General features: G+C 69.8%; 19 protein-coding genes. 17 read left to right on the top strand and 2 right to left on the bottom strand.

Annotated elements, in window-relative coordinates:
* The first annotated feature begins 11 nt into the window (after positions 1-11).
* From GSE44_RS10850 to GSE44_RS10815, 8 genes are all read left to right on the top strand, one after another.
* Entirely contained in the window at positions 12-1,445 is a 1,434-nt protein-coding gene (locus GSE44_RS10850; protein WP_159348813.1) for a glutamine synthetase family protein, read from the top strand.
* 58 nt (positions 1,446-1,503) lie between these two features.
* A complete protein-coding gene (locus tag GSE44_RS10845) occupies positions 1,504-2,289 on the top strand; it encodes an ABC transporter ATP-binding protein (protein ID WP_201306026.1) in 786 nt (261 codons plus the stop codon).
* Positions 2,279-3,043 carry an ABC transporter permease gene (locus tag GSE44_RS10840; RefSeq protein ID WP_159348812.1) on the top strand — a complete coding sequence of 255 codons (765 nt, stop codon included), beginning with the start codon at positions 2,279-2,281 and terminating at the stop codon, positions 3,041-3,043. Before GSE44_RS10845 ends, GSE44_RS10840 begins: the two co-directional genes overlap by 11 nt.
* Positions 3,044-3,071: 28 nt before the next feature.
* Entirely contained in the window at positions 3,072-4,040 is a 969-nt protein-coding gene (locus GSE44_RS10835; RefSeq protein ID WP_159348811.1) for an ABC transporter substrate-binding protein, read from the top strand.
* 1 nt (position 4,041) lies between these two features.
* The gene (locus GSE44_RS10830) at positions 4,042-4,833 is read left to right on the top strand and encodes an ABC transporter permease (RefSeq protein WP_159348810.1); all 792 of its coding nucleotides are present in this window, start codon (positions 4,042-4,044) and stop codon (positions 4,831-4,833) included.
* On the top strand, positions 4,826-6,007 hold the full coding sequence (locus GSE44_RS10825; protein WP_159348809.1) for an MFS transporter: 1,182 nt from the start codon (positions 4,826-4,828) through the stop codon (positions 6,005-6,007). Before GSE44_RS10830 ends, GSE44_RS10825 begins: the two co-directional genes overlap by 8 nt.
* 9 nt (positions 6,008-6,016) lie before the next feature.
* Entirely contained in the window at positions 6,017-7,264 is a 1,248-nt protein-coding gene (locus tag GSE44_RS10820; protein ID WP_159348808.1) for an NAD(P)/FAD-dependent oxidoreductase, read from the top strand.
* 63 nt (positions 7,265-7,327) lie between these two features.
* Positions 7,328-8,305: a Bug family tripartite tricarboxylate transporter substrate binding protein gene (locus GSE44_RS10815; protein WP_159348807.1), complete on the top strand. Its 978-nt coding sequence runs from the start codon at positions 7,328-7,330 to the stop codon at positions 8,303-8,305.
* A 103-nt stretch (positions 8,306-8,408) separates the two neighbouring features.
* Here the strand turns inward: GSE44_RS10815 and GSE44_RS10810 are convergent, their stop codons facing one another.
* The gene (locus GSE44_RS10810; RefSeq protein ID WP_159348806.1) at positions 8,409-9,920 is read right to left on the bottom strand and encodes an aldehyde dehydrogenase family protein; all 1,512 of its coding nucleotides are present in this window, start codon (positions 9,918-9,920) and stop codon (positions 8,409-8,411) included.
* A 178-nt stretch (positions 9,921-10,098) separates the two neighbouring features.
* Here GSE44_RS10810 and GSE44_RS10805 point away from each other — a divergent pair, with 178 nt between their 5' ends.
* The 3 genes from GSE44_RS10805 (at position 10,099) to GSE44_RS10795 (ending at position 14,136) form a co-directional block, all read left to right on the top strand.
* Complete coding sequence (locus tag GSE44_RS10805) at positions 10,099-11,511, top strand: malonyl-CoA decarboxylase (protein WP_159348805.1); 1,413 nt, start codon at positions 10,099-10,101, stop codon at positions 11,509-11,511.
* Between the two features lie 2 nt (positions 11,512-11,513).
* Positions 11,514-12,722 (top strand): CaiB/BaiF CoA transferase family protein, encoded by a 1,209-nt coding sequence (locus tag GSE44_RS10800; RefSeq protein WP_159348804.1) that lies wholly within the window; start codon positions 11,514-11,516, stop codon positions 12,720-12,722.
* 286 nt (positions 12,723-13,008) lie between these two features.
* Positions 13,009-14,136 (top strand): alpha/beta hydrolase, encoded by a 1,128-nt coding sequence (locus GSE44_RS10795; protein ID WP_159348803.1) that lies wholly within the window; start codon positions 13,009-13,011, stop codon positions 14,134-14,136.
* 21 nt (positions 14,137-14,157) lie between these two features.
* Here the strand turns inward: GSE44_RS10795 and hemB are convergent, their stop codons facing one another.
* A complete protein-coding gene (gene hemB, locus GSE44_RS10790; RefSeq protein ID WP_159348853.1) occupies positions 14,158-15,156 on the bottom strand; it encodes a porphobilinogen synthase in 999 nt (332 codons plus the stop codon).
* A gap of 70 nt (positions 15,157-15,226) precedes the next feature.
* Between hemB and GSE44_RS10785 the strand changes: the two genes are divergently transcribed.
* The 6 genes from GSE44_RS10785 to ribD are packed head-to-tail and all read left to right on the top strand — an operon-like array spanning position 15,227 to position 19,522.
* Positions 15,227-15,454, top strand: a complete 228-nt coding sequence (locus tag GSE44_RS10785; RefSeq protein WP_159348802.1) for a hypothetical protein — start codon at positions 15,227-15,229, stop codon at positions 15,452-15,454.
* A complete protein-coding gene (locus GSE44_RS10780) occupies positions 15,382-16,089 on the top strand; it encodes a dienelactone hydrolase family protein (RefSeq protein ID WP_268893649.1) in 708 nt (235 codons plus the stop codon). Before GSE44_RS10785 ends, GSE44_RS10780 begins: the two co-directional genes overlap by 73 nt.
* A 44-nt stretch (positions 16,090-16,133) precedes the next feature.
* Entirely contained in the window at positions 16,134-16,592 is a 459-nt protein-coding gene (gene rpiB / locus GSE44_RS10775; RefSeq protein WP_201306025.1) for a ribose 5-phosphate isomerase B, read from the top strand.
* Complete coding sequence (gene glyA, locus GSE44_RS10770) at positions 16,589-17,893, top strand: serine hydroxymethyltransferase (protein WP_159348800.1); 1,305 nt, start codon at positions 16,589-16,591, stop codon at positions 17,891-17,893. The genes rpiB and glyA overlap by 4 nt, the downstream gene beginning before the upstream one ends.
* A gap of 14 nt (positions 17,894-17,907) precedes the next feature.
* Positions 17,908-18,360: a transcriptional regulator NrdR gene (gene nrdR, locus GSE44_RS10765; protein WP_159348799.1), complete on the top strand. Its 453-nt coding sequence runs from the start codon at positions 17,908-17,910 to the stop codon at positions 18,358-18,360.
* A gap of 52 nt (positions 18,361-18,412) precedes the next feature.
* Positions 18,413-19,522: a bifunctional diaminohydroxyphosphoribosylaminopyrimidine deaminase/5-amino-6-(5-phosphoribosylamino)uracil reductase RibD gene (gene ribD, locus GSE44_RS10760; protein ID WP_159348798.1), complete on the top strand. Its 1,110-nt coding sequence runs from the start codon at positions 18,413-18,415 to the stop codon at positions 19,520-19,522.
* The last annotated feature ends 27 nt before the right edge of the window (positions 19,523-19,549 follow it).

The following is a 19,549-nucleotide window of genomic DNA, read 5'->3' as shown; positions in this document are numbered from 1 at the left end:
GCATCGGCCCGATGAGCTTCGTGGACCGGCACGGATTGCGCGACGACATGGCCCGCATGCAGGCGCAGGAGGTGATCCGGCGGATCGAGGGGGAGGGGATCGGCGTGCTGCGCCTTTCCTGGCCCGACCAGCATGGCATCCTGCGCGGCAAGACGGTGGTGGCGGCCGATGCGGCCCGCGCGCTGCGTGACGGCATTGCCCTGACCACCACGATGCTGCTGAAGGACAGCGCGCATCGCACCGCCTGGCCGGTCTTCACCGCCGGCGCGGGGATGGGGATGAAGGAAATGCAGGGGGCGGCGGATTTCCTGATCCTGCCGGATCCCGCCAGCTTCCGCGTGCTGCCCTGGGCGCCGCATACGGGCTGGCTGCTCTGCGACGCCTATTTCCTGGATGGGCGGCCCGTGCCGCTCTCGCCACGCTACCAGCTGCGGCGCGCGCTGGAGCGGGCGGCGGGGATGGGCTTCGGCTTCACCACCGGCATCGAACTCGAGTTCCACCTGTTCCGGCTGCTCGATCCGAAGATGGCGCCGGAGGATGCGGGACAGCCGGGCACGCCGCCCGAGGTCGCATTGCTGAGCCAGGGCTACAACTATCTCACTGAAAGCCGCTACGACGCGATCGACCCGGTGCTGGAGATCCTGCGCAACGCGGTGGAATCGCTCGACCTGCCGCTGCGCTCCATGGAGGTGGAATACGGGCCGAGCCAGGTGGAGTTTACCTTCGATGCGCAGGACGCCATGGCCTCGGCCGATACCGCGATCCTGTTCCGCTCGGCGGTGAAGCAGGTGGCGCGGCGGCATGGCTACCACGCAACCTTCATGTGCCGGCCACGCATCCCGAACGTCATGTCCTCCGGCTGGCACCTGCACCAGTCGCTCACCCATGCTGGCAACGGGCGCAATGCCTTCGTCGGCGAGGGCGGGGCGCTGTTGTCGGAGACGGCGCGGCACTATCTGGGCGGATTGCTGTACCACGCGCGGGCCGCCGCCGCCTTTTCCACACCGACCATCAACGGCTACCGCCGCTACCGGCCACTGTCGCTGGCGCCGGACCGGGCGGTGTGGGGAATCGACAACCGCGGCGTCATGGTGCGCGCCCTCGGGCGGCCGGGGGATCGCGCGACGCGGCTGGAGAATCGCGTCGGCGAGCCGGCGGCCAATCCGTATCTCTACATGGCCTCACAGCTTCAGTTCGGACTGGACGGCATCGCGCAGGCCCGCGATCCGGGCCCGCCGGCCGACACACCCTATGAAACCGAGGCGCCGCCGCTGCCGCGCAGCCTGGCCGAGGCGCTGGACGCGCTGGACAGGAGCGAAACGGCAGGCGAGGCTTTCGGCCGGGGCTTCATAGACTGGTTCCTGCGCATCAAGCGTGCCGAGATCGCCCGCTTCGAGGCGGAGGTCTCGGAATGGGAGCAGCGGGAGTATTTCGAGCTCTTCTAGGGCGCGGTCGCCGGAGGCGTGAGCCGCGTTCCCGGAAGCGGATGCAGGGGGCGGGGACATGGCGATCCTGGAACTGGAGGCGGTGGAGAAATCCTTTCCCGCTCGCGGCGGCCCGGCGACACTGGCAATGGACAAGCTGTCGCTTTCGGTGCGGGAGGGGGAGTTCCTGTCGATCCTCGGCCCGTCCGGCTGCGGCAAGTCCACCCTGTTGCAGATCGCCGCAGGGCTGATGGAGCCCAGCGCCGGCACGGTTCGCGTGGCCGGGCGCGCGGTCAGTGGTCCGCCGCCCGAGGCAGTGTATGTCTTCCAGCAATACGGGCGCTCCCTGCTGCCCTGGCGCAGCGTGCGGGACAACGTGGCCTTCGCGGTGGAGCACCGGCCCGGCATGTCGCGGGCGAAGTCGCGCGCGGCGGCGGATGCGCAGCTCGAATCGGTGGGGCTGACAGGCTTCGGGGATCATTTTCCCTGGCAGCTTTCCGGTGGCATGCAGCAGCGCGTGGCCCTCGCCCGTGCGCTGGCGGCCGAGCCGAAGATCCTGCTGATGGACGAGCCCTTCAGCGCCGTAGACGCGCTGACGCGGCTCGACCTGCACCGGCTGATCCTGGAACTGTGGGAAAAGCGCGCGCTGACCGTCGTGCTTGTGACGCATGACGTGGAAGAGGCGGTCGCCCTCTCCGATCGCGTCGCGCTGCTGACCAAGCGGCCCTCCACCATCGCACGCGTCGTCGAGACCGGGCTGCCCCGGCCGCGCGACGCCGTGGAGGTGCGCGAGACGGCCCGGTTCCTCGAATTGCGGCATGAATTGTTGGACTCCCTACTGACCCGGGGCGGCCATGCGGGCTGAGCGGCTTCTCGGGCTGGTTCCGGGGCTCCTGTTCCTGGCCCTGCTGATCGCGGGGCTGGAATGGGCGGTGCAGGCGGGGCTGGTCCGGCGGGCGCTGATGCCGCCGCCGACGGCGATCTGGGAGGTGCTGCGGGACCTGCTCCTCTCGGGCGATGTGCTGGGGCCGCTCTATTCCACCTTGCGGCTGGTGTTCATCGGGTTTGCCATCGGCTCGGTGGTGGGCATCGCCCTGGGCACGGCGATGGGCTGGTGGAGCGCGGCCTATCGGCTGCTGGAGCCGCTGGTGGAGATGATGCGGCCGATCCCCAAAGCCGCGCTGGTGCCCCCGCTGATGCTGTTCCTTGGCATCGGCGACACGATGAAGATCACCTCGGTCGCGCTGGCTGTGACCTTCCCGGTGCTGGTGAACACGCTGCAGGGCGTGCGCGGAGTGGATCGCGTGCTGCTGGATTCCGCGCGCACCCATGGGTGGAGCACGGCACGCGCGCTCTGGCATGTGGTGCTGCCGGCTTCGCTGCCCTTCATCCTGGCGGGGATGCGGACAAGCCTGGGGCTCGCCCTCATCATCGCCGTGCTGTCGGAGATGCTGACGGGGCAGGGGGGCCTTGGCTTCCTCATCCTCGACATGCAGCGAAGCTTCCTGATCCGGCAGATGTATGCGTGGCTCGTGATCCTGGCGCTGGTTGGGCTCGCGCTGAATGCGGTCTTCGCCTGGGCCGAAGCCCGCGCCCTGCACTGGCAGACCCGAAACTGATCCCAATACAAACGAGGAGACTTCGAGAATGACCGAGATCACCCGTCGCGCCGCGCTCGGCGCAAGCCTCGCCCTACCGTTGATGGCTCCCGCCCTGCGTGCCCAGGCGCTGACCAGGCTGCGCGTCAGCGTCATTCCCGTGCTCGACGTGGCGCCATTGCATGCGGCCATCCGGCATGGCTATTTTGCCGCCGAAGGGATCGAGATCGACACCTCCGCCACCACGGGTGGCGCCACCGGCCTGCCGGGCGTGGTCGCGGGCCAGTTCCGCATGGCTTTCACCAACACCGTCTCGGCCTTGCTGGGCGTGCGCGAAGGGCTGGACTTCCGCTTCGCGGCGGCCGCCGTGCGTTCCCAGGCGGCGCCGCCGGACAACATGGCGATCCTGGTCCGCAAGGGCTCTGGCATCACAAGCGGCAGGCAGCTCGAGGGCAAGCGCGTCGCCTCCAACACCCGCAACAACGTCGTCTGGCTGCGCGGCATGGCCTGGATCGACAAGACCGGCGGCGACTGGAAGAAGGTGACGGCCGTGGAGGTGCCCTTCCCGCAGATGGCCGATGCGCTGGCCGGCGGCCAGATCGATGCCGGCCTCTTCAGCGAGCCCTTCGTCACCGCCGCCCTGCAGACCCATGGCGACAAGCTGGAACGCATCGGCTGGTTCATCCAGGAGACGGCACCTTCTTCCTCCGTTGCCCAGTACGTCGCCATGAAGGAGGACCTGGAGAAGAATGGCGAGGTGTTCGAGCGCTTCGCGCGCGGGCTGCACAAGGGCACCGATTGGGTGAACGAGCGGCTCGGCAAGCCGGAGTTGCTGGAGCTGATCTCGGGCTTCTCCCGCGTGCCGGTCGAGCGGCTGAAGGATTGCGGCTTCACCGTCTATGTGAAGGACGTCACCGAGGCGGAGATTGCGGAGGTGATCGCCACCATGACACGCTTCGGGCTGGGCGGACGCTATCCCGCGCCTTCCGAACTGATCTTCCGCACGGCGAAGGCCTGAGGTGGCGGGCGGGACCATAGCGGCGCCACGGCGGTTCCGCCCCACTTCCGGTCTGTTCCTGGTGCTCGGCCTTTTCCTCCTCTGGGAGGTCTCGGCCCGCACCGGCATGGTGGACAGCCCCAACTGGCCGCCGCTCTCCCGCGTGCTGGCGGCGCTGGTAAGGGACACGCTGTCGGGCGAGATGCCGATGCTGGTCGCCTCCACCCTCGCGCGGATGTTTGTGGGGCTTGCGGCGGGCACGCTGGCGGGGGTGGCGCTGGGACTGCTCTTCGGCGCCAGCCGCTTCGCCGCGCGGATGTTGGGGCCGACAGTGGAGCTGCTGCGGCCGATCCCCATCCCCGCGATCATCCCGCCGCTCGTGCTGTTCCTTGGACTGGACAACACGATGAAGGTCACCATTGCCGCCATCACCGCCTTCTTCCCGGTGCTGACGAACACGGCGCAGGGGCTGCGCGCGGTGGAGGCGGACCAGATCGCCATGGCGCGCACCTTTGGCGTGCCGGCCTGGCGGCGGCTCTTCCGCGTCACCCTGCCGGCCATCCTGCCCTATGTGATGGCCGGGCTCCGCGTGGCGCTGGCGCTTGCGCTCGTCACCACCGTGGTCGCGGAGATGATCGCCGGGGAGCAGGGGGTGGGGCATTACCTTGTGCTGATGCAGTTCGCTGGGCGGGCGGAGGAGATGTATGCCGCCGTGCTGGTGCTGGCCGTGCTCGGCTACGCGCTGAACCGCGGCTTCCTGTGGTTGGAGCGGCGGCTGATCGGCTGGTTCTTCGCGACCGGGCGGAATGGCTGAGGCGCCCGCGCCGGAGGTCACTCATTGGCGCGAGATCGGCGCGCTGATCGTGGCCGGGATCGCGGCGGCCGTCCAGCTCGGCAAAGTGGCGCCTTCGCTGCTCGCCATCGGCGAAACGCTCGACATCGGGCTAGGCGGGGCGGCGGGGCTCATCTCGGTGTTCTCGCTGATGGCCGCAGCCGGCGGGGTGATGGCCGGGCTGCTGGCGTCACGGGCGGGGGCGAGGCGATCGCTCCTCATGGGGCTCTGCGTCCTGGGCACTGCCGGGCTGGCCGCGGCGGCGGCGCCCGGGGTGGCGGCGCTCTATCTCGCTCGCACCGTGGAGGGTGCGGCCTTCCTGGCCGTGGTGGTCTCTGCCCCCACCCTCATCGCCACCCGCGCCGCGCCAGCTGACCGAGGCTTGGCGATGTCGGGCTGGGGCGTGTTCATGCCGACAGGCGTCGCGCTCGGAGTACTGGGAGCGCCGCTGGTGGAGGCGCAGGGCTGGCGCGTCGCCTGGGCTGTCTGCGCGCTGATCCCGTTCGGCGCGGCACTGATGCTTGCGGCGTTGCTGCCGCGGGACACCGGGCGGACGGCCCCGGCCTCCACGAGCCTGCGGCACCAGGTTGTGGCGCTGTGGCAGGCGCGGTCGCCCTTTCTCGTGGCGGGAAGCTTCGCCTGTTATGCGGTGTTGTATTTCGGCATCGCGGGCTTCCTGCCGGCCCGTCTGGTGCAGGGCTTCGGGCTCTCGCTTCCGGCCGCGGGGTTGGCGGGGGCGGCGGCGGCTATTGCCAATATGGCAGGCAACCTCACAGCGGCGGCACTCATCCGCATCGGCTGGCATCCCGCGGCCATGATGGGCTGGGCGGGTGCGGCGATGACGATCCTGACGGCAATCGCCTTCGCCGCGCCCCTCCCGCCTGCTCTGGCCATTGCGGCCGCTCTGCTGGGCTCGGCGGTGGGTGGGCTCATCCCCGGTTCGCTCTTCGCACTCGCGCCGCGAGCCGTGCCCGAAGCAGCGCTGGTGGGGCCGGTGCTGGGGCTGGTGATCCAGTTCAACAATATCGGCCAAGTGCTGGGGCCGATTGCCATCGCGGCGGCGGCCCGGCGCGACTGGTCGCTGACGGCCATTCCGTTGCTCCTGGCCGGGGCGGCGCTGCTGGTCATAGCGCGGCCGTTGCGGCGGATCGGGTAAGGTTCAGGGATGCATATAGCGGTCATCGGGAACGGCATCGTCGGCAGTTGCTGCGCAGCCTGGCTGCAGCGGGACGGGCATCGCGTCACCTTCATCGACCCGCTGGGCCCAGCCGAGGCGACGAGCTTCGGCAATGCCGGATCCCTCTCGCCCTCCGCCTGCCTGCCGGTGGGGATGCCGGGGATGTGGAAGAGGGTGCCGCGCTGGCTGCTGGACCCGCTCGGCCCACTTTCGGTGCGCTGGCGCTATGCGCCGGTGGTCGCGCCTTGGCTGCTGCGCTTCCTGCGCGCCAGCGAGCCCGCCGAGGTGGTCCGGATCGCGGGCGCGCTGCGCGGGCTGCTGTCACCCATCTTCGACTGCTACGAGCCGATCCTGCAGCGCGCCGGCGCTACCTCGCTGATGACGCGTAGCGGTTGCCTCTATGTCTATTCAGGGCCGGAGGCAGCGCGGCAGTGGAAATGGGGGATGGACGTCCGCCGCTCACTCGGCGTCGAGCTGCGCGATGTGGGGGAGGAGGAGTTGGTTTCGCTTGAGCCGGATCTGAAGGGCCGGTTCCGCTTCGGCATCCTGGCGCCGGAGAACGGCTCCACCACCGATCCGGCCGCGCTCACCCGTGCCATTTACGCCCGCTGCGAGGTGGATGGCGCGACGGCGGTTCGGGCGCGTGCCACCGGCTTCCGGATGAGCGGAACCGATGTCACGGCGGTGCAGCTCGAAGGTGGGCGCGAGCTCGAATGTGATGGCGTGGTGCTGGCAGGCGGCGCCTGGTCGGCGCGGCTGGCGCGGCAGCTGGGTCCGCCCGTCCCGCTGGAGACTCAACGCGGCTACCATGTGACTGTCGCGAGCAACAACCTCGGGCTGTGCCACACCGTCATGGCGGTGGAGCACAACATGATGGTGAACCCCATGGGCATGGGGCTGCGCCTCGCAGGATCGGTCGAGTTCGCGGGGCTTTCGGCGCCACCAAACTTCGCGCGCGCGGATGTGCTGCTGGCGCGCGGGAAGGAAATGTTCCCCCATCTCGACACCTCCCGCACCACGCAGTGGATGGGGCACCGGCCCTGCTTGCCGGACAGCCTGCCGGTGATCGGCGCCGCACCGCGCGCGGGGAATGCGTGGTTCGCCTTTGGTCACGGGCATATCGGCATGTGCGGCGCGGCGAGCACGGGGAGAGAAGTGGCAAATCTCGTCGCCGGGCGGATGCCGCAGATTGATCTCGCCCCTTTTGCGCCGACGCGTTTCCGGCGCGCGGCGTGAACGGCATGCGGGCTGCATGGGTCCGCAGCGAAATGGATGATCCCGAGCAGGAGAGGATGGGGAATGAGCCTTCGTGTCACGCGCCGTACCCTGGGAATGGGTGCGCTGGGGCTGGTCTCCGCGCCGGCCGCACGCGCCCAGCCCTGGCCCTCGAAGCCAGTCCGCCTCGTCGTGCCCTTTCCGCCCGGTGGCAGCACCGATGTCCTGGCCCGCCGCTTGGCCGAGCGCATGTCGCCCTCGCTGGGCCAGACGGTGCTGGTGGAGAACCGCCCGGGCGCCGGTGGCACGACCGGGGCGGATTACGTCTCCAAGTCGGCGCCGGACGGACACACGCTGCTGATGGGGGTAACAGGCAGCAATGCCATCGCCGCGAGCCTTTTCCCGAACCTGCCCTATGATCCGGTCGCGGGCTTCTCGCCGGTCTCGCGCGTGGTGTCGGCGCCCTTGGTTGTTGCGGTGAATCCCGGCCTGCCCATTCGCGGCTTGGCGGGCTACATCGCCGCGGCGAAGGCCGAGCGCGGCGCGATCACCTATGCCACGCCGGGAAACGGCACCTCTATGCACCTTACTGGGGTGATGTTCGCCCTCGCCGCCGGCGTGGAGTTGACGCATGTGCCCTATCGGGGTTCCGCCCAGGCCACGACGGATCTGATTTCGGGGCTGGTGAAGTCTGCCTTCGCGGATGTGCTGGTGATTCTGCCGCATCTACGCGCCGGCAGCGTGCGGGGGCTGGCGGTGACGGGGACGGAGCGCCACCCGCTGCTGCCCGAGTTGCCGACCGTGGCCGAGGCGGGGCTACCCGGCTTCCTGGCGGAGTCCTGGCAGGGCGTCTTCGCGCCGCCCGGCACGCCGCCCGCGATCCTGGCGCGCCTGCATGCCGAGGTGGCGAAGGCGATGCGGGCTCCTGAGATCAGGGAAGCCTTCGCGGAGCAGGGCTTTCGCGTCGAGGCGACGGAGCCGGCGGATTTCGCGGCCTTCGTGAAGGCGGAGGTGGCGAAATGGGGGGATGTGGTGAAGCGGGGCGGGGTGCGGCTGGATTGAGTTGCCGCCCGGTGTGAGGAGCAAGCCCCCTGGGGTTCGGGTGACGTGGGGCCCGCCGCGGAGCTGATGCAGCTCGGGCGGGCCCCCGCGGCGAAGGGTCGGCTCAGCCCATGTTCACCATGATGGTCTTCTTGTGGGTGAAGTGCTCCAGCATTGCCTCCAGCGAAGCCTCCTTACCAAGCCCGGAGGACTTTACGCCGCCATAGGAGAGGTTCGCCTGTACAACGAGGTTCTGGTTGATCTGCACCAGACCGGCCTCGAGCTTATGCGCCAGGTTCAGCCCGACCTTCAGGTTGTTGGTCCAGAGGCTCGCGGCCAGTCCGTATTCGCTGTCATTCGCCTCGGCCAGCACCGTCTCGGGATCGTCGAAGGGGAAGATGCAGGTGACCGGGCCGAAGATTTCCTCGCGCACCAGGCGGCTGTCCTTCGTCAGGCCGGTGAAGATGTACGGCTGGATGAACAATCCCTTCTTCAGCGCCTGGTCCTTCGGCATGGCGGAGCAGGCGCGGCCGTTGGCGCCGGCGGTCGCCTTGCCCTCCTGGATGAAGCCGTCGACCTTCGTGAACTGATCCTTGGAGATGATGGTGCCGATGTCGGTCTTCTCGTCCAGCGGGTCGCCCATGACCATCTGGTCGACCCGCTCGGCCATGGCGTCGACGAACTTCTGGAAGATCGGGCGCTCCACATAGATGCGGCTCGCCGCGGTGCAGCTCTGCCCCTGGCGGGTGAAGCGCATGGAGGTGAGGGCGCCGGCCAGGGTCTTGTCGAAGTCGCAATCAGCGAAGACGATCATGGGGGACTTGCCGCCCAACTCCAGCGTCACCGGAATCAGCTTCTCGGCGGCGGCCCGGTAGACGATTTTCCCGGTCTCGACCGAACCGGTGAAGGTCACCTTCCGCACCTTGGGGTGGGAGACCAGCGGCGCGCCGCATTCCGGGCCATAGCCGGAGATCATGTTGAACACGCCCGGCGGCAGGATGCGGTTCATCAGCTCGCAAATGCGCAGCACCGCGAGCGGCGCCTCCTCGGCGCTCTTCACCACCACGCTGTTGCCGGCCACCAGCGCGGGCGCGACCTTCAGCGACATCAGCAGCATCGGCACGTTCCAGGGGATGATGGCGCCGACCACCCCCAGCGGCTCGCGCACCGTCACGGACAGCACGTCGGGCGCGAAGGGCACGCTCTCGCCCTTCAGCTCGCCACCCAGCCCGCCGAAGAACTCCAGGATGTCAGCGACCGTATTCGCTTCGACCCGGCTCTCGGTGCGCAGCGCCTTACCCGTTTCGAGGGCGATGAGGCGGCCCAACTCCTCCACATGGCTGCGCATCAGCGCGGCGCATTGTGCCACCAGGGCACCGCGCTTGCGGGCGGGCATCTTTGCCCATTCCTTCTGGGCGCGGGCGGCATCCGCCACCGCGGCCTCGACATCGGAGGCGTCACCCTCGGCGGCGCGGGCCACCTCCTCGCCAGTTGCGGGGTTCACCACGGCGAAGCTCTTGCCCGACTGGGCGGGGACATAGCGGCCGCCGACAAAATGCAGTCCTGACAGCGCCTTGGCCAGGACGAAAGGATCCGTGGTGGGCGCCTCGGGGGTGGTATGGGGGCGGTCGAGCATGGGCGTTTCCTCCAGCGGTCCGGCAAGGGGCGGGGAGGGTGCCTCCGGGCGCCGCGAACGGCAAGCGCATCCGGTAAAGCATGCCATCCTGGCGCAACCGTGCCTTGCCGGGCCGGGGCGGCGCAGCCAATCTGAGAGGGGTGCGTCAGCCCCCTGCGCCCCGAGTTGGAGAGAAGGCATGTCTGAGGCCGCAACCACCGTCGACCAGGATGCGCCGTCTGACGCCGCCCCCGCCAGCAGCCGTTCCTGGATCGAGCGTCTCTGGTCGTCCATCGCCGACCGCGGGCGGCTTTTCGCCTCCGTGCCTAATGATTCCGCGCCCCCGCTGGAGCGCGCGAAGCGCCTGGCGGAGGCACTGCTGACCGAGCGCGGCGAGGCTTCGGGCGCGGCCGTGGCGCGCGAGGTGATGTCCGCGTTGCGGGACCTTGCCCCGGCCGACCGGGCGGCCTTCCACCTCTTCATGGCGACCAGCTTCGGGCCGAATCCGGACCTGCTGCGGGAAGCGGCGGAGGCCTATCTGGCGGACCCTTGCCCCAAGAATGCCACCCGCCTAGCGCGCAGCGCCGAGCCGCCGCGCCAGGAACTGCTGCGGCGCATGAACATGTCGCCGGGCGGCACGGCGGCGCTGGTGGAGCTTCGCCGGCAACTGCTGGAAGAGGTGCGCGATGAGCCGGCGTTGCAGCCGCTGGAATCGGATCTGCATCACCTCTTCGTCTCCTGGTTCAACCGCGGTTTTCTGCAGCTGCGGCGCATTGATTGGCAGACCCCGGCGGCGATCCTGGAGAAGATCATCCGCTACGAGGCGGTGCATGAGATCGCCGGCTGGCACGACCTGCGCCGGCGGCTGGCGGCCGACCGGCGCTGCTACGGCTTCTTCCACCCTTCGCTGCCGCACGAGCCGCTGATCTTCGTCGAGGTGGCGCTGGTGCAGGGCCTTGCTTCCGCCGTCCAGCCGCTGCTGGACGCGGAGGGCGAGGCAGGGGCCGAAGCGCGGGCGGCGGAGGCCGATACGGCCATCTTCTACTCCATCTCCAACTGCCAGGATGGGCTGCGGGGCATCTCCTTCGGCAACTTCCTCATCAAGCAGGTGGTCGAGGACCTGAAGGCGGAGCTGCCGCATCTCACCCGCTTCTCCACCCTTTCGCCGATCCCGGGCTTCCGCCGATGGCTGGACAAGCGGATCGCCGAGGGCGCGGCGGATGCCGAGCTGGCCCTGCCGCTCACCGAGCCCGACTGGTGGAAGGACCCCGCGCGGGCCGAGGCGCTGCGCCTGCCGCTGCTGCGGCTCTGCGCCGCGTACTTGACGAATCCGGGCGGGCGGATGGATCCCGTGGCGCGCTTCCATCTTGGCAACGGCGCGCGCCTTGAACGTATCAACTGGCTGGGCAACACGGCGCCCCGCGGCATGCAGGAATCCTACGGACTGATGGTCAACTACCTCTACGAGCGCGACGAGATCGAGCGGAACCACGAGGCCTTCGCGCGAGGCGGTACGGTGGTGCGTTCCGGCGAGGTGGACGCCTTGCTGGTGCCCGCCAGGTCCGCGCCATCGCGCAAGGACAAGCCCCGCGCCGTCGCCAAGGCGTCCTGAGCATGGTCGCTGGATTGGCTCCTGGGGCGCTGGATGGGTTGAAGGTCCTGGACCTGACGCGCGTTCTGGCTGGCCCCACCTGCACCCAGATGCTCGGCGACCTCGGCGCTGAGGTGATCAAGATTGAGCGCCCCGGCGCCGGCGACGACACGCGCGGCTTCGCGCCGCCCTATGTGCCGCGCACGCAGGAGAGCGCCTATTTCGTCGGCGTGAACCGCAACAAGAAGTCGGTCACCCTCGATATCGCCAAGCCGGAGGGTCAGGCGATCATCCACAAGCTGCTCGCCGAGTGCGACATTCTGGTGGAGAACTTCAAGGTTGGCGCCCTGGCCAAGTACGGGCTGGGCTGGGAGGATCTGAAGGACCGCTATCCGCGCCTGATCTACTGCTCCATCACCGGCTTCGGGCAGACCGGCCCCTATGCGCCGCGCCCGGGCTATGACGCGCTGATCCAGGCCATGGGCGGTGTCATGTCCCTGACCGGCGAGATCGAGGGCGAGCCGCAGAAGGTGGGCGTGCCCGTCGCGGACCTCTTCTCCGGCCTCTATGGCTGCATCGGCGTGCTGGCGGCGGTGAACCACCGCCACGCCACGGGCCAGGGGCAGCGGATTGACATCGGCATGCTGGATACCAGCGTCGCCTGGCTGGCGAACCAAGCCTCGAACTTCCTGGCAAGCGGAGAGAACCCGAAGCGCCTCGGCAACCAGCACCCGAACATCGTACCCTACCAGGTCTTCCCGACGCAGGACGGCTATATCGTGCTGTCGGTCGGCAATGACCCGACCTTCGAGCGCTTCTGCAAGCTGACGGGGCAGGAGGCGCTGCTGGCCGACGAGCGCTTCGCCACCAATGCAAAGCGCGTGGAGAACCGGCAGCTCGTCACCGACACGCTCACCCCCGTCATGCGCTCACGCACGACCAAGGACTGGGTGGCCGCGCTGGAGGCGGTGAAGATCGGCTGCGGGCCGATCAACACGCTGAAGGACGTCTTCGCCGATCCGCAGGTGCAGGCGCGCGGAGTGATCGTGGAGATGGATCATGCCAGCGGCGAGACCGTGCAGGTGATCGCCAATCCGGTCCGCCTCTCCGCCACGCCGCCGAGCTACCGCAGTGCCGCACCGGTGCTCGGCCAGCACACGGAGGAGGTGCTGGCGCGGCTTGGGCTGAACGAGGCTGAGGTGGCCAAGCTGAAGGCTGACGGCATCGCCTGACCGACTGGCCGGGCAGGGGCATCCACGGGCGCCCCTGTCCGGTCGGAAAAACTGACCTCGAAACCGGCCAGCGTGCTGGTCCCCTGCGCCAACGGCCTGGCGCGGCCGGACATTCCACTCGCCGAACGGCCTCGCCAGTCACTTGCATGGGCATGGCGACTCGGCCCGGCCGATTCCGTCACACGCGCTTTCATGGGCTTCTGCACCGCGGAAAGCTCCGGCAACCGGCCACTGGCCGTGACGTTCCAGCCCCCAGTGCCGATCTGGCCTTGCTGGAGATTTCAACATGAAAATGGTTTCGCGGCGTGGAGCAATGCTACTCCCGCTGGGCTTGGCCGCCTTCACCTCCGCCTGCGTCCAGCCGTCCCAGGAGGCGGTGCTGTCCGTCGACCCGAGCGGGCGTGCCGATCCCGAGCAGCGCGCGCTGCTGGCGACCTATTCGCGCCTGGGCGTGCGGCCGGTCGAGATGCTCAGCCCCGCGCAGGCGCGGGCGCAGCCGACCTTCGCCGATGCGGTTCGGGCTCGTGCCCTCGAGATGCAGAACACCAATCCGCAGCGTGTGATTGGCAGCTTCGAGGACATGACCCTTAACACGCTGCCGACGCCGCTGCAGGCGCGGCTGTACCGCCCGATCCCGGGGCGTCCCGGTCCGCTGCCGCTGATCGTCTACTTCCATGGCGGCGGCTGGGTCGTCGGCGGCCTCGATGCCTATGACGCCTCCGCCCGCGCGCTCTGCGTCGAGAGCGGTGCGTTGGTGCTCTCGGTGCATTACCGCCAGGGGCCGGAGTTCCGCTTCCCCACGGCGCATGACGACGCGAACGTCGCCTGGATGTGGGCCGTGACGAATGCCGCCTCGGTTGGCGGGGATCCATCGCGGATCGCGATTGCGGGCGAAAGCGCCGGCGGCAACCTGGCGATCGACGCCGCCATCTATGCGCGCGAGACCGGCATCGCGCTTCCGCGCGCCATGGCGCTGATCTATCCGGTGGCGGGCACCGACGTGAACACGCCTTCCTACAACGAATTCGCGAATGCGCGCCCGCTCGGGCGGGAGTCGCTTCTCTGGTACGTGCGGAACTACACGCGCGGCCCGGCAGACCTGCAGGACCAGCGGCTGAACGTCGCGGGTCGCCAGGACCTCGCGGGGCTGCCGCCGGCCATCATCGTGAATGCCGAGATCGATCCACTGCAGTCCGACGGGGCGCGGCTGGCGGACAGGCTGCGCGCCGCCGGTGTGCCGGTGCAGCACGTGCTCTATCCCGGCGTGACGCATGAGTTTTTCGGCGCCGATGCGGTGCTCGGCAAGGCGCGGCAGGCCCAGGCCTTCGTGGGCGAGCAGATGCGCGCCGCCTTCGCCGCCCCGGCCGTGGTGGCCCCGCCGGCGCGGCGGCGGATGCGCCGCCCGGCGATTTGATCAAATGTTCTGCGCGCCGGTTCAGCCGGCGCGCAGGCGCCTCGCGGCATCCACCGCGAAATAGGTGAGCACGCCATCTGCGCCAGCGCGGCGGAAGGCCATCAGGCTTTCCAGCATGGCCTTCTCGCGGTCGATCCAGCCGTTCTGCGCAGCTGCCGCGATCATCGCGTATTCCCCGCTCACCTGATAGGCGAAGGTGGGCACGGCGAATTCGTCCTTCACGCGCCGGATGATGTCGAGATAGGGCATGCCCGGCTTGACCATCACCATATCCGCGCCCTCGGCGAGATCGGCGGCCACCTCGCGCAGCGCCTCCTCCGAATTCGCCGGGTTCATCTGGTAGGTCTTCTTGTCGCCCTTCAGCGCGCCGCCCGATCCCACCGCGTCGCGGAAGGGGCCGTAGAAGGCGGAGGCGTATTTCGCCGAGTAGGCCATGATCCGCGTGTGGATGAGGTGCCTGGCATCCAGCGCCGCGCGGATGGCGCCGACGCGGCCATCCATCATGTCAGACGGCGCGACGATGCCGATCCCGGCCTCGGACTGCACCACCGCCTGGGCGACCAGCACCTCAAGCGATTCGTCGTTATGGACGTAGCCGTTGCGGATCACGCCGTCATGGCCGTGGTCGGTATAGGGATCGAGCGCGACGTCCCCCACCAATGCCAGTCCCGGGAAGTCGCGCGTCAACATCCGTGCCGCACGGCACATCAGGTTCTCGGGGTTCTTCGCCTCGGTGCCCTCGGCGTCCTTCTTCTCCTGCGGCGTCACCGGGAAGAGGGCGATGGCCGGGATGCCCAGCTCCACGGCCGGTCCGACATGGTCCGCGAGCAGGTCCAGGGACACCCGCTCGACGCCGGGCATGGAAGCCACGGCCTGGCGCTGCCCATGTCCCTCGGTGACGAAGATCGGCCAGATCAGGTCATCCACCGAGAGCCGGTTCTCGGCCACTAGGCGGCGCGTGGCGTCGTCCAGGCGGTTCCGGCGGGGGCGGGCAGTGGGGAAGGGGGCGTGGTGGCGCATGGCGTCTTGTCGCGCCAAGTGGCGGGGCCGCCAAGCCGAAACCGGAGCGGGCGAGGGGCGCTGGAACCGCATGAAATGGCTTTTCCCCCTGGCCATCCTCGCCACCGCCCCGGCGGGGGCGGCGGAGCCGGTCTCCATCCCTGGCCCGGGCGAGGTGGTGCTGCGTGCCCTACTTGTCCGGCCGGCGGATGGGGCGGCCGGCATACCGGTCGTCGCCTTGCATGGCTGCGGCGGCCTCGGTGGACCCGGCGCGCCCCTGTCCCTGCCGGCGCGGGGGCGGATTGGGCGGCGCGGCTGAAGGCGCTGGGCCATCCTGTCATCTTCCCGGACAGCTTCGGCAGCCGTGGCGTCACCCAGGTCTGCTCGGGCGGGGAGCATGGCATCCTGCCCGAAACCACCCGGCGGGCCGACGCCCATGCAGCCGCCGCCTGGGCCGTGGCCCAACCCTGGGCGAAGCCGGGCGGCGCCTTCCTTCTGGGCTGGTCACATGGGGGCAGCACGGCCCTGGCCGCCATTGGCGCGCCCGTACCGGCCGGGCTGCTGCGCGGCGCGATGGCCCTCTATCCCGGCTGCGCCAGGCCGGGGCAGGAGCCGCCGCCCTGGCGTCCGGCCGCGCCGGTGCTGATGCTGCTGGGCGGGGCGGATGACTGGACGCCCGCCGCCCCCTGCCGTCTGGCCGCCGCGCGCGCCCGCGCCGCCGGCGCAGGGCCGGTGGAGGTGGTGGAATATCCCGATGCCCCGCATGGCTTCGATCAGCCCGGCATGCCGCAGCGGGTCCTGTCCGGCCTGGACCTGACTGCGCGCGGGGACGGGATGGCGCGGATGGGCACGGATTCGGCGGCGCGGGAGGACACGCTGCGCCGGGTCCCCGCCTTTCTCGCCGCACATGGCGGGGCACGAGTGCCGCATGGCGGACCCGCCCGCAAGGAGTAGCGGCACCGTTTCAACCAGACCGCAACCCATGGTAGACGGCCGCGATGATCGCCCCTCTCACCGTCGCCGTCGGCGCCGACCATGCCGGCGTTGCCCTCAAGTCCACCCTCCGCCAGGCGCTGGAGGAAGCCGGACATTCCGTGCTCGACATGGGCACCCATGGTCCCGAGAGCGTGGACTATCCCGATTTCGGAAGCGCCGTGGCCAGCGCCGTGAACAACGGCCAGGCGCGCTTCGGCGTGCTCGTCTGCGGCACGGGGATCGGCATCTCCATCGCGGCGAATCGCGTGCACGGCATCCGCTGCGCCCTGGTGCATGATGCGACCGGCGCCCGGCTCTCCCGCGAGCATAACGACGCCAACATCATTGCCTTCGGGGCCCGCATGATCGGCCCGGAGCCCGCGCTTGAGGCGCTGCGCGCCTTTCTCGCCACCCCCTATGCCGGCGGCCGTCATGACCGCCGGGTCCTGAAGCTCTCTCCGGACTGGACCCGCACGCCATGAACGAACAGTCGCCCGCCGCCAGCGCTGACCGCTTCTTCAACGCCCCGCTCTCGGAGATCGACCCCGAGATCGCCGAGGTGCTCTCCCGCGAGCTGGTGCGCCAGCAGGACGGGATCGAGCTGATTGCCTCGGAGAACATCGTCTCCCGCGCCGTGCTCGAGGCGCAGGGCTCCGTGCTGACGAACAAGTATGCCGAGGGCCTGCCGGGCAAGCGCTACTACGGCGGCTGCGAGGTGGTGGACATCGCCGAGACGCTCGCGATCGAGCGCGCGAAGGCGCTGTTCGGCTGCGCCTTCGCCAATGTGCAGCCCCATTCAGGCGCCCAGGCCAATGCGGCAGTGTTCTTCGCCCTGCTCCAGCCCGGCGACACCTTCATGGGGCTGGACCTCGCCGCGGGCGGGCACCTGACCCATGGCTCGCCGGTCAACTACTCCGGTAAGTGGTTCAAGGTCGCCCCCTACACGGTGCGGCGCGAGGACCAGATGATCGACATGGGGGAGGTGGCGCGGATCGCCCGCGAGACCCGCCCCAAGCTGATCCTGGCCGGCGGCTCCGCCTATGCCCGCACCTGGGACTTCGCCAAGTTCCGGGCGATCGCGGATGAGGTGGGCGCCATCTTCATGGTGGACATGGCCCATTTCGCCGGGCTGGTCGCGGGCGGCACGCATCCCTCGCCCTTCCCCCATGCCCATGTGGTGACCACCACCAACCACAAGACGCTTCGCGGCCCGCGTGGCGGCATGATCCTCACGAATGACGAGGCCCTGGCGAAGAAGCTGAACTCGGCCGTCTTTCCGGGCACCCAGGGCGGGCCGCTGATGCATGTCATCGCCGCCAAGGCTGTGGCCCTGGGCGAGGCGCTGCGTCCCGAGTTCCGCACCTATGCCCGCGCCGTGGTGGACAATGCCAGGGCCCTGGCCGCGGAGCTGAAGGAGCAGGGCTTCGGCCTGGTGACCGGCGGCACGGACAACCACCTGGTGCTGGTGGACATGCGCCCGAAGAACCTGACCGGGAAGGCCGCCGAGGCAGCTCTCGGCCGAGCCCATCTGACGGTGAACAAGAACGCCATCCCCTTCGACCCGGAGAAGCCCTTCGTCACCTCCGGCGTGCGCCTGGGTTCCCCCGCCGCCACCTCGCGCGGCTTCGGGGAGGCGGAGTTCCGCGAGGTCGGGCGGCTGATCGGGCAGGTGCTGGGCGGGCTTTCCCGCGCCAACTCGCCCGAGGGCAATGCGGCGGCCGAGAAGGAAGCAGGCGAGGCGGTTCACGCTCTCTGCGCCCGCTTCCCGATCTACCGCAGCTAAGAAGCCCAAGCCGGATGCGCTGCCCTTTCTGCCAGTCCGAGGACACGCAGGTGAAGGACAGCCGTCCGGCGGAGGACGGCGCCGCGATACGCCGGCGCCGGTCCTGCAATGCCTGCGGCGCCCGTTTCACCACTTTCGAGCGCGTCCAGCTCCGCGAACTGACGGTGGTGAAGACCGATGGCCGCCGCGTCGCCTTCGACCGTGAGAAGCTCGCCCGCTCGATCCGCGTGGCGCTGCGCAAGCGCCCGGTCAACGAGGACCAGGTGGAGCGCATTGTCACCGGCATCCAGCGGCGGCTGGAGTCGGAAGGGGCGGAGGAGCTGACCTCGAGGGCTATCGGGCTGCGCGTGATGGAGGTGCTGCGGGAACTCGATCCCGTCGCCTATGTGCGCTTCGCCAGCGTCTATCAGAACTTCCGCGACGCGAAGGACTTCCACGCCTTCCTGGGATCCCTGGACAACGGCTGATCCTTGAGGGCGGCCCTGGACAAGCGCCAAGGGGGCGCGCAAACGGCCTGCCGTGTCTGATGAAGAGCATATGCGGGCGGCCCTTGCCCTGGCGGCGCGGGGCCTGGGGAATACCTGGCCCAATCCCTCGGTCGGCTGCGTCATCGTGCGGGATGGGCGCGTGGTCGGGCGCGGCCATACCCGCCCTGGCGGCCGTCCCCATGCGGAAACCGAGGCGCTGCGCGCCGCCGCCGGCCAGGCGAAGGGCGCCACCGCCTATGTCACGTTGGAACCCTGCTGCCACTGGGGCCGCACGCCGCCCTGCACCGATGCGCTGATTGCCGCCGGCGTCGGGCGCGTCGTCGTCGCGCTGCGCGATCCCGATCCGCGCGTCGATGGCGTGGGCCTGCAGCGGCTGCGCGACGCCGGGATCACGGTCGAGGTCGGGCTGCTGGAGGAGGAGGCCCGCCGGACCAATGCGGGCTTCATCAAGCGCTTCGGCTGCGGCCTGCCCATGGTCACGCTCAAGCTCGCCACGACGCTGGACGGGCGTATCGCCACCCGCACGGGAGAGAGCCAGTGGATCACCGGCCCGGAGGCCCGCCGCCTCGCCCATGCGCTGCGCGGATCGCATGATGCGGTCATGGCCGGAAGCGGTACGCTGCTGGCCGATGACCCGGAGCTGACCTGCCGGCTGCCTGGCTATGCCCCCATGCCCACGGTGCGGGTGATTGCCGACGGGCGGCTCCGCACGCCGCTTGCCGCCCGGCTGTTCAATGCCGATGCGCCGGCCTGGATCGCGACCGTCCCGGGGCATGATCCCGCTGCCCTGGCGGCGCTGGAGCAGTGCGGGGCCGAGTTCCTGGACATCCCCGCCGCGCCGGAAGGCGGGCTGGAGCCGGAGGCGTTGCTGCGTGCCCTGGCCGCGCGGGGCATCACCCGGTTGATGGTGGAGGGAGGCGCCGTGCTCGGCGCCTCCCTGCTGCGTGCCGGGCTGGTGGATCGCCTCGCCTGGTTCGCCGCCCCCGCCTTGATGGGTGGGGATGGGCGGTCGGGACTGGAATCCCTCGGCGTGGACCGGCTGGCGGCTATGCCCCGGCTGCGCGTCACCAGCCGCCGCCCGGCCGGTGAATCCTGGCTGATCGAGGCCGATATCCTGCCGGCCTCCGCCGCGCCGAGCTGACCCGCGCCGCCGACCCCTTGCCACATG

It is taken from the genome of Muricoccus harenae (genome assembly GCF_009848505.1).
Lineage (GTDB): Bacteria > Pseudomonadota > Alphaproteobacteria > Acetobacterales > Acetobacteraceae > Roseomonas > Roseomonas harenae.
This window is presented reverse-complemented; position numbering and strand designations above follow the sequence as displayed.